Here is a 14,244-nt window from a genome sequence, read left to right as displayed (position 1 = left end):
ATGCAAATAGACAAAAAAGATACCTACACAGGTATTATAAGTGATGAAAACTCGTTTTCTGAATTTTATAATTCCTTCTTAATAGAAGAAAAAAAACTTCAAAAAGAAAATATAATCGTACAAATTTCTAATAAGATTAACACAACTAACGAAGATTTTTTACTATTTTTGGATATAGCTGATCAAAAAAAGGAGAATGGCACATCATTTGTAGTAGTTAATTCAGAAATTGATGTAGACGATTTTCCAGAGCATTTTAACATTGTTCCTACTTTACAAGAAGCAGAAGATGTTCTAGAAATGGAAGCTATAGAAAGAGAATTAGGATTTTAAACAGCTAACAAATGATAAAAAAAATACTTTTTATTTTATTTTTAAGTATTACCACATTCGGATTTTCTCAAGAAAAATCTATTGATGGTTTATCTGCTGCTCCAAATCCTTTTACAAGTTCAACTAAAATTAGTTTTACTTCAACATCAAAATCAGACATCTTTTTTACTGTTAAAAACGTTTTAGGTAAAACCGTTTTTAAAAAAAGTCTTTCAATAAAATCTGGTAAAAACACCATTCCTTTTTATAAGAATGATTTACCAACAGGAATGTACATTTACAGTATTCAGGATAAAAACAAAACCATATCTAAACGATTCGTTATTAGATGAGTATAACTCTTACTATTTTAGGTTGCCATTCTGCAACTCCAAGAATAAACGCTTTTCCAACTTCACAATATTTAGAAATTAACAACAGTCATTTTTTGGTTGATTGTGGTGAAGGAACGCAACGTCAAATGCGAAAATATAAAGTTGGTTTTTCTAAAATCAATCATATTTTTATTTCTCATTTACATGGAGATCATTTTTATGGTTTAGTTGGTTTACTTTCTACTTACGGAATTTTAAATAGAGAAAAGGATCTTCATATTTATGGACCAAAAGGCATTAAAGAAGTTACTTTATTACAATTAAAAATTTCTCAATCTCACGCAAAATATAAAATGATTTTTCACGAGTTAACTTCTAAAAAAAGTGAACTTATTTTTGAAGACGATAAAGTTTCTGTTAGTACAATTCCATTAACACACAGAGTGTATACAAATGGATATTTATTTACAGAAAAAGAGAAACCAAGAAAATTGAACATGTTAAATATCAGTGGGTATCCAGAAATTGGAAAAGCAGATTATTTAAACATTAAAGCAGGTAGAGACTTTACTTTAGCTTCTGGTGAAATTGTAGCAAATGCTGAAATAACAATAAACCCGCCAAAACCTTTAAGTTTTGCTTTTTGTAGTGATACAAGTTATAAACCAGATATTATACCAATAATTGAAAATGCAGATTTATTGTATCATGAAGCTACTTTTTTAAGTGATAGAGAAGATTTAGCTAAAAAGACAAAACACGCTACATCAAAACAAGCTGCACAAATTGCAAAAGACGCAAATGTAAATCAATTAGTTATTGGCCATTACTCAGGTAGATATAAAGACATTTCTTTATTCAAAAAAGAAGCACAAGAAATTTTTGAGAATACTGAATTAGCAGAACCAGGAAAGGTGTTTACTGTTTAGCTTTTATCCGAATAAATTAACAAAACCTTTTTTTTTACTTTTTAATATTGATTTGTACTCAGTAAAACGAGTGTACATGCAATTTCTGATTCAATATTATTTTCTTTCAACAACTTTTCGAATTCTAAATTTTCTGCTCCTGGGTTAAAAATAACTCTTCTAGGTTTCAAACTAATAATATAATTATAATACTCCTCTTGCCTTTTAGGATTTAGATATAAGGTAACTGTATCTATATTTTTGTACTCTTTTTTTTCATTATCAATTGTAACTCCGAAAACAGTACCTTTTCTTATACCTAGGCCAACAACTCCTATCCCTTTATCTATCAATCTTTTAATAGCAATATTTGAATATTTATTAGGATTTGTTGATGCACTAAGAACTAAAGTAACTTTTTTCATATTGTTAAATATACGTTAAACAAAGTTAATAACCGTAACAAATATTAACAATGAGCCGTCTATATAACAATCAACCACTATAAATAAACCACAATGAAAAAAATATTACTTATTGCAATGATATTCGCATCCGTTAGTTCATTTGCACAAATGTCTAAAGAAAAATTACCCACACCAGGTGTTATTACTGGTAAAGTAATAGACAAAATTACCCAAGAAGCTTTACCTTATGTAAATATCGTTATTAGAGATATTGCCAAAAAAATTATTACCGGAGGTATTACTGATGAGAATGGAGGCTTTAACATTAAAGACATTCCAAAAGGAAATAGTTTAATTGAAGTACAATATATTGGCTTTAAAATTTATTCTAAAAAAATTAATATCACTAAGAAAAATAAGATCGTTAATTTAGGAACCATTGCTTTAGAAGAAGACAGTGCTACTTTAGACGAAATTGTGGTAAGAGCAGAAACATCAACCGTAGTACAAAAAGTAGATAGAAAGGTAATTAATGTAGGTAAAGACTTAACATCTGCAGGAACAACAGCTTCTGAGCTTTTAAACAATGTACAATCTGTAAGTGTAGACAGTCAATCTGGTGCAATTAGCTTAAGAGGAAATGATAATGTTCGTGTTTTGGTCGATGGAAAACCAACTAATATTTCTGCTGCTCAATTACTCAAACAAATACCTTCTACTTCTATAAAAAGTATCGAATTAATTACAAATCCTTCTGCAAAATACAATCCTGAAGGAATGAGTGGAATTATCAATATAATTCTAAACAAAAATGCAAACATGGGCTTTAATGGTTCTTTAGATACTGGGGTTACTGCTGGTCATTATGTACGTTACAATGCATCTACAAACATGAACTATAAAACAGGAAAAGTAAATTTCTTTGGAAACTATGGTTATAATGGTGGTGAAAACTTTAATATGGGTTTTGTAGACAGACCTGGATCTAATAACCAAGATTTTCAGTTTATAAATGACAATCAATCTCATTTAGTAAAAATTGGAGCCGATATTTATTTAAACGATAAAAATACGTTATCTCTTTACACTACTAAAAATTGGTTTAATGGTGATGGAAATGGGCGAACATTAGTGAATACAGCTAATAATGTATTAATTAGTAATGCTAGAAATGCTCAGTTACAAGAAAATAAATCGAACACGTATAATTTAAATTATAAAGTTGATTTTGAAAAAGAAGGCCACAATTTAGAATTTGAAGCTACCTATTCTACGACAGATTCTCCTGAAGACGCAATGAATACAGATGTTATAAAAAACGTTGCTGATGCAGATTATAAAATTTATAATTATACAAATGATATTGAAAACGATAGAAACAACACGTTACTAAACATCGATTATACAAACCCAGTTTCTAAAGACGGTAAATTAGAGTTAGGTTTAGAGTATAGAACTAATAATACAGCAAATACGAATCTTACAGATCAAGAAAGAGAAATAAGAGATCTTACAAATGTAATTACAGGTTATGAAAGAGTAGGAAATTCTTCTTTTGATTATGATAGAAAAATTTATTCTGGATATGTAAACTATGGTCATAAATTCGGGAAACTGACGATGCAGTTAGGTGCACGTTTAGAGCAATATGAAATTGAAGGCGTTTTTAATCAAGAAACTGCTGCTACAGAAAAAGTTACAGATGATATTTTCTCAGTTTATCCGTCAGCGTTTTTCACCTATGCAGCTTCAGAGAAAAATCAATTTCAAGTAAGTTACAGTAGAAGAGTTGATAGACCAGGAATTGGGCAATTAAACCCTATTAGAGAATGGAGCACGCCATTAATTACATCTATTGGTAACCCAGAATTAAACCCTCAGTTTACAAATTCTTTTGAAATTAATTATACACGTCAAATTAAGAATGGTTCTATCACTTTTGGTTCTTTTTACAGAAAAATTAACGATAATATTTCTCGTGTAACGTATGCAGATCCATTAGACCCAGATGTAAAACAAATTTTATCTTTTACCAATTTTGAAGATACAAGTTCTTATGGTTTAGAATTTTCTGCAAACTATAAAGTAAATAACTGGTGGAGAATAAACTCTAGTATGGATTTTTATTCTCAAAAACAATTCGGAATTGTAGATGCAAACTCACCAAGAATTGAAGTAACTAACGATGTATTTAATGCAAGGATTAGCAATAGTTTTAAAGCATCTAAAAACTTAAAATTCCAATTATTTGCAATGTACAGAGGTCCATCTGAAGATATTCAATGGAAAGTAGAAAACATGTGGATGGTAAACACTGGCGCAAGCTTAACAGTTTTAAAAGGAAAAGGAACCCTTAAATTAAGAGTAAATGATATTTTTAAAGGAATGAAATTTGCTTTTAACTCATCTAGCCCTTTTGTTCAAAACGGAAAATTTAATTGGGAAAGTCAAACTGCTTATTTAGGTTTTAATTACCGTTTTGGTAGTGGAAAAAACAAAGCTAAAAGAAGAAGACAAAGAGATGATAACACCAAACAAAGTGGTGGTGGATTCTAGTAAAACAAAATGATTACTTTTGATTCTTAAACTTGGATTCTGCGATGCAGAAATTCAAGTTTTTTTTATAGTCTAAAACTACCTTTAAAAATCATTTATAAACATCAAAAAAAACTAAACTTTGAAATTTAATATAGTAGAAAATGGAAATTTTTTTATAACCAAAATTTTATTACATTTATACTAGCTTGTAAGACCTTGTTTGCTATGAATATTACAAGCTTAAAATATGATTATGAAAAAGTTTGTACCCCTAATACTCATTTTTTTATCACTTTCTTTTTATGCAAAAAATAAAAAAAAGGTAATAAAAAATATTGGAGTATTTACAGGGAAAATTATCGATTCTAAATCGAAAAAAACTTTACCCTACGTAAACATCGTCTGTAAAGACGAAAGTAATGCCATTTTTTCTGGCGGAATTACAGATGCCCAAGGTAATTTTCTGATAGAACAACTCCCTTTAAAAACTATTTTTATTGAAATTCAATTTATTGGTTATAAAACCATAAAAAGAACTATTGAGTTGTCAGAAAATCAACCAAAAATAGATATTTCTATAATTCATTTAGAAGAAGAATCTAACACTTTAGATGAAGTTATTGTACTCTCTGAAACCTCAACCATTGTTCAAAAAATAGACAGAAAGGTAATACATGTTGGTAAAGACTTAGCTTCTGCTGGCACAAACTCTTTACAATTGTTAGAAAACATACCTTCTGTTCAAGTAGATTTTAGTGCTGGTACTATAAACTTAAGAGGCAACAATAATGTGCGTGTTTTAATAGATGGAAAACCGTCTAATTTATCTCCTTCAAAATTACTAAAACAAATTCCTGCAGCTTCTATTAAAAGTGTAGAACTCATTACAAACCCTTCTGCAAAACAAAACCCTGAAGGAATGTGTGGAATTATCAATTTTATTCTAAAAAAGAATACAACCATTGGTTTTAATGGTTCTATAAATATTGGTGTAGAGCATAGTATAAACACAAGACCTACTGCATCCTTAGATTTAAATTACAGAAAAGGAAAAGTAAATGTTTATGCAAATTATAGTTTTGATATAGGAAAATTTGAAACGTTCTCGTTTTTTGATAGAAGTGATAAAGACCTAACCCAAGACATTAATTATTTAGACAACAGTACTAGTAATTATATAAAAGCGGGTGTCGATTTTTACATCAACAAAAAAAATACGGTTTCTTTTTATACTTCTCAAAATATTGCAGACACCGATTTTAGTGTAGACACAGAAGTTATTGAAAACAATAATCAAATATTTAATTCGACGAACTTTGCTCAATTCGACATAAATGAACAAGCTTACAATATTGATTATAAGTTAGATTTGGATGACAAAGGACAAAACATAGAGTTCGAAATTAATTATACAAAAACGACAAGTCCGGAAAACGATTTTATAAAAGAAACTGTAAACCCAAGTTCTAAAATCTATAATTACACCAATACTATTACCAACAATTCAGATACTTTTTTAGCCAATTTAGATTATACAAAACCTATTTCTGGCGGAAAATTAGAACTCGGTTTAGAAGCGAGAATTCAAAATACGTTTAACAATATTATTACAGATCAAGAAGTAGAAATTGTTGGAAGCCTTACTTCTACTACTAGAGGAAATTCTACATTTAATTATGATCGAAAAATATATTCTGGTTATGTAAATTATAGTAAAAAGTTTAAAAAATTAGCTTTTCAAGGAGGATTGCGTTTAGAACATTTTATAGTAGATGGTTTGTTCTCTAACACAGCACAAGCAACAATAGAACCTTATAATGATGCCTTTTTAACATTATATCCTTCTGCATATTTTACTTATTATGTCTCAGATAAAAACGAGTTTCAAGTTGGTTATAGCAGAAGAGTAGACAGACCAGGCGTAACACAAGTTTCCACAATACAAGAATGGACTTCTCCATTAACAACTTCTGTTGGTAACAGTACTTTACAACCACAATTCACCAATTCGTTTGAAATAAATTACACCAGAAATATTAAGAAAGGATATCTTTCTTTTGGTACTTTTTACAGAAGCACAAAAGATAAAATTGGTAGAATTGTAAACACAGATCTTACCAATGAAAACAGACAAATACTATCGTATGCAAATTATGAAAATGCAGATAGTTATGGCTTTGAGTTTTCTTCTAGTTTTAAACCAACCAGTTGGTGGTCTTTTAGACCAAGTACGAACTTATACATACAAGATAGCCAAGGATTGATAAACAACAAACACGAAAGCATTAAAAACACGCTATTTAGTGCAAGAGTGAGCAACAATTTTAAAGCGACTAAAAAATTAAGTTTTCAATTATCTAGTGTTTATAGAGGAAAAAGTGAAGGTGTACAATTTAAAACAAAACCTTATTGTGTAATAAACGCTGCTGCACAATTGTCTGTTTTAAAAGGAAATGGAGCAATTTCTTTAAGAGGAACCGATATTTTTGATGGTTACAAATTAGATTTTTCTGCTACAAACCCATTTACACAAACAGGAGAATTCACTTTAGAGTACAGCTCAGTTTATCTTGGTTTTTCTTACAATTTTGGTGGCGGAAAAAACAGAGCAAGAAATAGAAAACATAGAGAAAATAACGAAACCCAAGGAAGTGGTGGTGTTTTGTAGAAAACTAGTTTAGTTTGTTTCTAAACTTAAAAAAAACTAACTTTCGCTAACGCCGATTATAAGTCATTAAAACGACATCATAACCGTCTTAAGTTACAAACAATTAAAAACCGAAAATTACGAATGAAAAAGACATTATTAATCATTGGAATATTATCTGGAATATTTTTTATTTCTTGCTCATCAGAGGATAATATTAATGAATCTGAATTATTGACTCAAAAAAGCCCTTGGACTTATAATTACTATGAGATGTTGAGTTTTACAGAAAAAGGAAACTCTGACTTCACGAAAGAAGATGTTGAAAATAACGAAAATCAAAGTAATAATGGTAGAAAGTTAATCTTTAATGACGACGGAACTGGATCAACATTTATACCAAATGGTCAAGTTTCTGAATTCAATTGGGAAATTTATGAACAGGATCTGAGACTTACATTTAATAATGGAACATCGAATACGTCAAAAATTTTGAAAATTTCTTCAGCTCAACTTGTAATTCAAGCTCAAGAAGCATCCTATGATAATGTAGCGGATTTTTTGGTATTACACGAAGGAAAAATTTTCTACAAATAAAACTGTTTGTAACAACGTGTATAATTCATTGCTAGTACTCGCCTACTTGGAAATTCCTTCGGAATTTCCTCTGGTTCATTTTTGTTTGCTAAATTAGTTGCTGAAACACGTTATCGAATCAATAAAATTTTAATTAAAAAAGGTGCTACAAAATGTAGCACCTTTTTTAATATTTATAAATAATCGTAAAATATTACCATTTAATAATTACAGAACCCCAAGTAAAACCACTACCAAAAGCAGCCAAAACAACTAAGTCTCCATCTTTAATTTTTCCTTTTTCCCAAGCTTCAGTTAATGCAATAATTACAGAAGCAGCAGTAGTGTTTCCGTATTTTTGAATATTATTAAAAACCTTGTCATCAGACAATTTAAATTTTCTTTGTATAAATTGTGCAATACGTAAATTCGCTTGATGAGGAATTAACATATCTATATCTTCTTTCTGTAAATTATTTGCTTCTAAACCTTCTACTATCGCTTCAGAAAAACGTGTAATTGCATGTTTAAAAACAAATTGCCCATTCATATAAGGATAATAAGAAATATCATCTGGATCATTTGCTTCTAAAATTTCTGGAACCCAACGTTGTGTAGAAGGTCCTTCTAAAACCAATTCTTTTGCATGTTTTCCTTGAGAATGTAAATGCGTAGATAAAATTCCTTTTCCTGCTTCTTCAGATCTAGAAAGTACTGCAGCTCCTGCTCCATCACCAAAAATCACAGAAACATTTCTTCCTCTTGTCGATTTTTCTAATCCACCAGAATGGTTTTCTGCACCAATAACTAAAATGTTTTTATACATTCCTGTTTTTATAAACTGGTCTGCAACAGACATCGCATAAATAAAACCAGAACATTGATTACGTACATCTAAAGCACCAATTGTTGGCATATCTAACATATCTTGTACTTGCACTCCACCTCCAGGAAAATACATATCTGGACTTAAGGTTGCAAACACAATAAAATCGATATTATCTTTTGTTAATCCTGCTCTTTCAATTGCAATTCTAGCAGCTTTTGCTCCCATAACTGCTGTTGTATCTCCTGTTTTTGGATCTATCCAACGTCTTTCTTTAATTCCTGTTCGTTCTTGAATCCATTCGTCAGAAGTTTCCATAAACTCCTTTAAGTCGTCATTAGTAACAACGTTATCAGGGACATAGTAACCTAAACCTGTTATTTTTGAGTTATACATTTATATATATATTTTGATTTCTTATTATTTGTTTTAGCTAATTTAGTGATAAAATAACTTCTTTACAAAAAAGCTAAAATAGCGGTTTTGTCTTCATAATAAAAAAGTGATTTCATTTTTATTAGGAATGTTACTCATTGCATATTCAGAAATTGCGGTTATAGACAATGAAGGATTTACGCCAGGGTATGCAGAAATCATAGAACCATCGCAAACCATCATATTTGTGTAACCATAAACATTACATTTTTTATCGATTACACCAGAGTTTATATCTTTTCCCATAACAGCGCCTCCTAAAATATGTGCTGTTGTTGTGGTACCTAATAAAACATCTGTAAAACTAGAATAGGGCATTCCATCTACTTTTTCTCCTACTTGTTTTCCTAAAGAAATTGCTTCAGGAATAAATGCATCTGGCTTTCCTCCTTTTGGTGCAACCGATTTCATTTTTGTGAATTTTCCTTTTTTAATTTGTAACGTACTATCTAACGATTGCATAAATAACAAAATGGTTGTTTTTTGTGCGTAATTTTTCACAAAAACAGTTTTTATAAACCGAATTGGCGCTGTCAAAATCAATTTAAAGATTCCTAATATTCTTAAAATCGCAAATTTACTTTTAACTGTTGGCAACATTAACATTCTATAAAAACTAGAACCTTTTGCATATCTAACAGGTTCTAAATGGCTATTTTTATCAGTATGCAAAATAGAACCAATTGCAATTCCTTTAGAATAATCTTTATTGTCTTCTTTTGTTGATGTAACTGACAATAACGATTCATTGTTTGTTCTTATATCTTTTCCAACAAAGTTGGATAAATTTGGTAAAGAGGTTTCTTTCAGTTTTAATAATATTGGTATTGTACCCATAACTCCACCAGAAAAAATGACACCTTTTGTAGTGATACTTTCCTTCTTCTTTTTACCAATACTTGCTTTATAACTAACAGTATATCCTTTAGAAGAATCACTTTCGTTTAAAGCTTCAATATTAAATACTTCTTTTTCTGCAATTATTTTTGCACCTAATTGTTGTGCTAAATACAAGTAATTTTTATCTAAAGTATTTTTAGAATTGTACCTACAACCTGTCATGCAAGCGCCACAATGAATACAGCCTTTTCTATCTGGACCTTTACCATTAAAATAAGGATCTTTAACTGTTTTACCAGGTTCTCCAAAAAAGACAGCCACTTTAGTCGCTTCAAAATCTTTTTCTTTTCCTAAATCTTTTGCAATCTCTTTTATTAACAAATCAGAATCATGCAATTTAGGATTTGTTGCAGCACCTAACATTTTATGTGCAGTTTTATAAAAAGGTTTTAAAACTTCTTGCCAAGAATTTAAACTTGCCCAACTACCTGTTTTAAAAAAATCTCCTTTAGGAATCGGTAATGTGTTTGCATAGGTTAAAGAACCACCTCCTACTCCTACACCAGATAAAACAGTAACATGATTTAAAAATGTCATTTTAAAAATACCATGAAGTCCGAATTTGGGAAACCACATCCATTTTTTAAGATTCCAATTGGTTTTCGGAAAGTCTTTACCTTCAAACCATTTTCCTTTTTCAATTACTAAAACTTTATATCCTTTTTCTGATAAACGCAAAGCACTTACAGAACCACCAAAACCACTTCCTATAATTACATAATCGTACTCTAAATTGTTCATAAAGATTAAATCTTGTTTTGATAGCTTCTAAATGTAGCAAAAATTCAGGTTATAAAAAGATTTTCTGTCATCTTGTCACAAAACCAATTTTGGTATTTTTTTTGACTATTGATTAATCAGAATTAATAAATTAAACAAAACAGACATAAAATGGCAAAAGGAAATATTAATGTATCGGTAGAAAACATTTTTCCACTGATTAAAAAATTCTTGTATTCTGATCACGAAATATTTTTACGTGAGTTAATTTCTAACGGAACAGATGCAACTTCTAAATTGAAGCACTTAATTGCTATCGGTGAAGCAAAAACTGAATTAGGTGATGCTAAAATTGAAATTAGTATTGATAAAGATGCTAAAACAATTACAATTAAAGATCAAGGTTTAGGAATGACTGCAGATGAGGTTGAAAAATACATCAACCAAATTGCATTTTCTGGAGCTGAAGAGTTTTTAGATAAGTATAAAGACAACGAAGCAGGGATTATTGGTCATTTTGGACTTGGTTTTTACTCTGCTTTTATGGTTGCAGATAAGGTTGAATTAATTACAAAGTCTTTTAAAGATGCACCTGCTGCTCATTGGACATGTGATGGTTCTCCTGAATTTACTTTAGTTGAACACGAAAAATCTGATAGAGGAACAGAAATTATTTTACACATAGCTGAAGATTCTTTAGACTTTTTAGAAGACAGTAAAATTGAAGGTTTATTAAACAAATACAATCGTTTTAACCAAGTGCCAATTAAATTTGGAACAAAAGAAATTAACGATCCTGAGTTTACACCTGCAACTACAAAAGATGCTGAAGGTAAAGAAACTACTGAAGCTCACAAACAAATTACTGTTGATAAAATTATCAATAATACTGAACCTGCTTGGACAAAAGCGCCTGCAGATTTAAGTGATGAAGATTATGAAAACTTCTACAGAGAATTGTATCCAATGCAATTTGAAGAGTCTTTATTTCACATTCACTTAAATGTTGATTATCCTTTTAACTTAACAGGAATCTTATTTTTCCCTAAGTTAAGTACTTCTATGGATATGCAAAAGGACAAGATTCAATTGTATCAAAACCAAGTTTTTGTAACTGATAATGTTGAAGGAATTGTACCAGACTTTTTACAAATGTTAAAAGGTGTTATCGATTCTCCAGACATTCCATTAAACGTTTCTCGTTCTGGTTTACAAGCTGATGGTGCTGTAAAGAAAATATCTGGTTACATTACTAAAAAAGTAGCTGATAAATTATCTTCTTTATTCAAAAAAGACAGACCAGATTTTGAGAAAAAATGGAATGATATTAAAGTAATTATTGAATACGGAATGTTGTCTGAAGATAAATTCTTTGACAAAGCGAAGAAATTTGCATTATACCCAACTGTAACTGATTCTTATTTTACTTTTGATGAATTAATTGAAAAAACAAAAGATTCTCAGACTGATAAAGAAGGAAACCATGTTGTTTTATACACTTCTAACAAAGAAGCACAACACAGTTACATTCAAGAAGCTACTGCAAAAGGATATGAAGTTCTTGTATTAGATTCACCTATTATTTCGCATTTAATGCAGAAATTAGAAGGTGCTGGAGAAAAAGTAAAATTCTCTAGAGTTGATGCTGATCATATTGATAACATTATTAAGAAAGACGATAACGTAATTTCTAAATTATCTGACGAAGAAAAAGAAACATTAAAGCCAATTATTGAAGCTGCTGTACCTTCTAAAACGTATACAGTTCAATTAGAAGCTATGGATTCTGCTTCTTCTCCGTTTATGATTACTGTACCAGAATTTATGCGTAGAATGAAAGAAATGCAAGCTTCTGGTGGTGGAGGTGGAATGATGGGAATGGGTAACTTTCCTGACATGTACAACTTAGTGGTAAACACGAATAGTCCATTAGTTTCTGAAATTTTAAATAACAAAGACGAAGCTGCACAGAAAGGTTTAATTTCTCAAGCTTTTGATTTAGCAAAATTATCTCAAAACCTTTTACATGGTGAAGATTTAACAAACTTTATTAAACGTTCTTACGAACTTATTAAATAAGCAACACAGTTGCATTAAGTATTAAAACCTCTTTGTGAAAACAGAGAGGTTTTATTTTAAAAATACAATTCATTTATAAACAGATTTACAATGCAACTAAAACATCTTTTTGTTTTTCTACTGGTATTCTTCCTTTCGGTTGCAGAATCTACTGTTTATGCTCTAGAAAGTACTTCTAATTATTACCAATCTTCTAAAATAATTAAAGTTAAGAGGATAAACTCTAAGCGTACAAAACAGATTACTTTTAAGAACGTTTTAGTATCTAATCATTATTTTCTTGCTTTTCTTTTTTCAAGTATTCATCTAAAAAATACTTTTCAAAAACAAACTCAGCTTACCATAAAACTACAAAAGCACTTGTATCAAAAAATTGCTTTACTGAATAATCAACATACTTTCTTAATCAATAAAATTACTGCTAGTAATTCAATTTATATTTTATACACAGCATAGAGCTTATCTCCTACTCTTTGCAAATGCTGACAAGCAATAAATGATAAAAATAATGTCTCATCATTTATCCGTATTCACATGTATAAAAATAAAAAAACTACACGTTTAGAAACATCTAGACGCTCATTATATTGGCTAAAATTGAAGCTTATGTCAATAATTACAGCGTTAATGTTAGGTATGTCTAACTCATTAAATGACGAAGATAAATCCATATTTGATAATCAATATCACATAGAACAACAAGATAAAAGGGATTGAAAGATTCACTTATTTGATCTTATAAACAAAATCTCTTTGTGAAAACAGAGAAATTTTTTAATACAAACTAATTAAAAACACAACTTCACTTACAAAACAGACCACTTTACTAAATGCCGGTTTTAAAAACCATAATTACTGTCTAAGTTTGATGTATAACTATTAAAATACATATTATGAAAAATGAAATTAATTTAGAAATTAAACAACCATGTTCAGAAAATTTTAATTCTTTTCAACAAACAGAAAAAGGTGGCTTTTGTAATTCTTGTGAAAAAGAAGTTATTGATTTTTCTAAAATGACATCAAATGAAATTATTAGCTATTTTAAAATAAATACTAATAATAAAACTTGTGGAAAATTCAACAAAAATCAATTTGAAACACTTTCTCAAAAGAAGCAACCAAAAAGGAAATTAAGTTTCTTTGGCGGCATTGGTTTAGCTTGTCTATCTTTTTTTATACTTGGTACTTTACAAGCCCAACAAAAACCTATTAAAAAAGAAATTAAACAAGTAAATAATGCAATTACTGTTAAGGGAACCGTATCTGAAGTTTCTACTCCTTTACCAGGTGTAAGTATTCTTTTACAAGGAACAAACATAGGTACAGAAACAGATTTCGATGGAAATTTCAGTTTTCCAAAAACATTAAAAAAAGGTGATGTATTAATATTTTCTTACTTAGGTTTTGAAACTAAAAAAGTAACAATAGATTCTAAAAACGCTGATCAAAATGTAACATTAGATATAAAATTCGAATTAGAATCATGCATTCTAATGGGCGCTGTAGATGTAAGAAAAGTTTATAATTCTAAGAAGAAATCATAATTAAATATTCAGTT

11 protein-coding genes are annotated in these 14,244 nt (G+C 29.4%); 8 read left to right on the top strand and 3 right to left on the bottom strand.

What is annotated here, in order from left to right:
* From BTO07_RS00670 to BTO07_RS00660, 3 genes are read left to right on the top strand one after another with little or no spacing between them, the layout of a single operon-like run.
* Positions 1-333: a DUF1829 domain-containing protein gene (locus BTO07_RS00670; protein ID WP_087519382.1), complete on the top strand. Its 333-nt coding sequence runs from the start codon at positions 1-3 to the stop codon at positions 331-333.
* An 11-nt stretch (positions 334-344) separates the two neighbouring features.
* On the top strand, positions 345-665 hold the full coding sequence (locus tag BTO07_RS00665; RefSeq protein ID WP_087519381.1) for a T9SS type A sorting domain-containing protein: 321 nt from the start codon (positions 345-347) through the stop codon (positions 663-665).
* Positions 662-1,576: a ribonuclease Z gene (locus BTO07_RS00660; protein WP_087519380.1), complete on the top strand. Its 915-nt coding sequence runs from the start codon at positions 662-664 to the stop codon at positions 1,574-1,576. Before BTO07_RS00665 ends, BTO07_RS00660 begins: the two co-directional genes overlap by 4 nt.
* Before the next feature lie 41 nt (positions 1,577-1,617).
* On the opposite strand, the gene BTO07_RS00655 is transcribed toward BTO07_RS00660, so the two are convergent.
* On the bottom strand, positions 1,618-1,980 hold the full coding sequence (locus tag BTO07_RS00655; protein ID WP_087519379.1) for a CoA-binding protein: 363 nt from the start codon (positions 1,978-1,980) through the stop codon (positions 1,618-1,620).
* Between the two features lie 93 nt (positions 1,981-2,073).
* On the opposite strand from BTO07_RS00655, the gene BTO07_RS00650 reads away from it, so the two are divergent.
* The 3 genes from BTO07_RS00650 (at position 2,074) to BTO07_RS00640 (ending at position 7,744) form a co-directional block, all read left to right on the top strand.
* Positions 2,074-4,518 (top strand): outer membrane beta-barrel family protein, encoded by a 2,445-nt coding sequence (locus BTO07_RS00650; protein ID WP_087519378.1) that lies wholly within the window; start codon positions 2,074-2,076, stop codon positions 4,516-4,518.
* 235 nt (positions 4,519-4,753) lie between these two features.
* Positions 4,754-7,168, top strand: coding sequence for a TonB-dependent receptor domain-containing protein (locus tag BTO07_RS00645; protein ID WP_198342490.1), 2,415 nt, complete (start codon positions 4,754-4,756; stop codon positions 7,166-7,168).
* 123 nt (positions 7,169-7,291) lie between these two features.
* Positions 7,292-7,744: a lipocalin family protein gene (locus BTO07_RS00640; RefSeq protein ID WP_087519376.1), complete on the top strand. Its 453-nt coding sequence runs from the start codon at positions 7,292-7,294 to the stop codon at positions 7,742-7,744.
* 193 nt (positions 7,745-7,937) lie between these two features.
* Here the strand turns inward: BTO07_RS00640 and BTO07_RS00635 are convergent, their stop codons facing one another.
* Together BTO07_RS00635 and BTO07_RS00630 are read right to left on the bottom strand one after the other, a co-directional pair.
* Positions 7,938-8,945: a 3-oxoacyl-ACP synthase III family protein gene (locus BTO07_RS00635; protein WP_087519375.1), complete on the bottom strand. Its 1,008-nt coding sequence runs from the start codon at positions 8,943-8,945 to the stop codon at positions 7,938-7,940.
* Between the two features lie 93 nt (positions 8,946-9,038).
* Positions 9,039-10,625 carry a GMC oxidoreductase gene (locus BTO07_RS00630; protein ID WP_087519374.1) on the bottom strand — a complete coding sequence of 529 codons (1,587 nt, stop codon included), beginning with the start codon at positions 10,623-10,625 and terminating at the stop codon, positions 9,039-9,041.
* Between the two features lie 150 nt (positions 10,626-10,775).
* On the opposite strand from BTO07_RS00630, the gene htpG reads away from it, so the two are divergent.
* Complete coding sequence (gene htpG, locus BTO07_RS00625; RefSeq protein ID WP_087519373.1) at positions 10,776-12,683, top strand: molecular chaperone HtpG; 1,908 nt, start codon at positions 10,776-10,778, stop codon at positions 12,681-12,683.
* A gap of 893 nt (positions 12,684-13,576) precedes the next feature.
* Complete coding sequence (locus BTO07_RS00610) at positions 13,577-14,230, top strand: carboxypeptidase-like regulatory domain-containing protein (protein WP_232457066.1); 654 nt, start codon at positions 13,577-13,579, stop codon at positions 14,228-14,230.
* The last annotated feature ends 14 nt before the right edge of the window (positions 14,231-14,244 follow it).

Origin of the sequence: Polaribacter sp. SA4-12 (assembly GCF_002163675.1) — a bacterium.
Classification (GTDB): Bacteria; Bacteroidota; Bacteroidia; order Flavobacteriales; family Flavobacteriaceae; genus Polaribacter.
Note: the sequence above shows the minus strand (reverse complement) of the source record. Positions and strands in the feature narration are given on the sequence as shown.

Coding starts and splice junctions, on each gene's coding strand:
- BTO07_RS00610 (WP_232457066.1), top strand. CDS start 13,577: ATGAAAAATGAAATTAATTTAGAAATTAAACAACCATGTTCAGAAAAT.
- BTO07_RS00640 (WP_087519376.1), top strand. CDS start 7,292: ATGAAAAAGACATTATTAATCATTGGAATATTATCTGGAATATTTTTT.
- BTO07_RS00670 (WP_087519382.1), top strand. CDS start 1: ATGCAAATAGACAAAAAAGATACCTACACAGGTATTATAAGTGATGAA.
- BTO07_RS00660 (WP_087519380.1), top strand. CDS start 662: ATGAGTATAACTCTTACTATTTTAGGTTGCCATTCTGCAACTCCAAGA.
- htpG (WP_087519373.1), top strand. CDS start 10,776: ATGGCAAAAGGAAATATTAATGTATCGGTAGAAAACATTTTTCCACTG.
- BTO07_RS00645 (WP_198342490.1), top strand. CDS start 4,754: ATGAAAAAGTTTGTACCCCTAATACTCATTTTTTTATCACTTTCTTTT.
- BTO07_RS00635 (WP_087519375.1), bottom strand. CDS start 8,945: ATGTATAACTCAAAAATAACAGGTTTAGGTTACTATGTCCCTGATAAC.
- BTO07_RS00665 (WP_087519381.1), top strand. CDS start 345: ATGATAAAAAAAATACTTTTTATTTTATTTTTAAGTATTACCACATTC.
- BTO07_RS00650 (WP_087519378.1), top strand. CDS start 2,074: ATGAAAAAAATATTACTTATTGCAATGATATTCGCATCCGTTAGTTCA.
- BTO07_RS00655 (WP_087519379.1), bottom strand. CDS start 1,980: ATGAAAAAAGTTACTTTAGTTCTTAGTGCATCAACAAATCCTAATAAA.
- BTO07_RS00630 (WP_087519374.1), bottom strand. CDS start 10,625: ATGAACAATTTAGAGTACGATTATGTAATTATAGGAAGTGGTTTTGGT.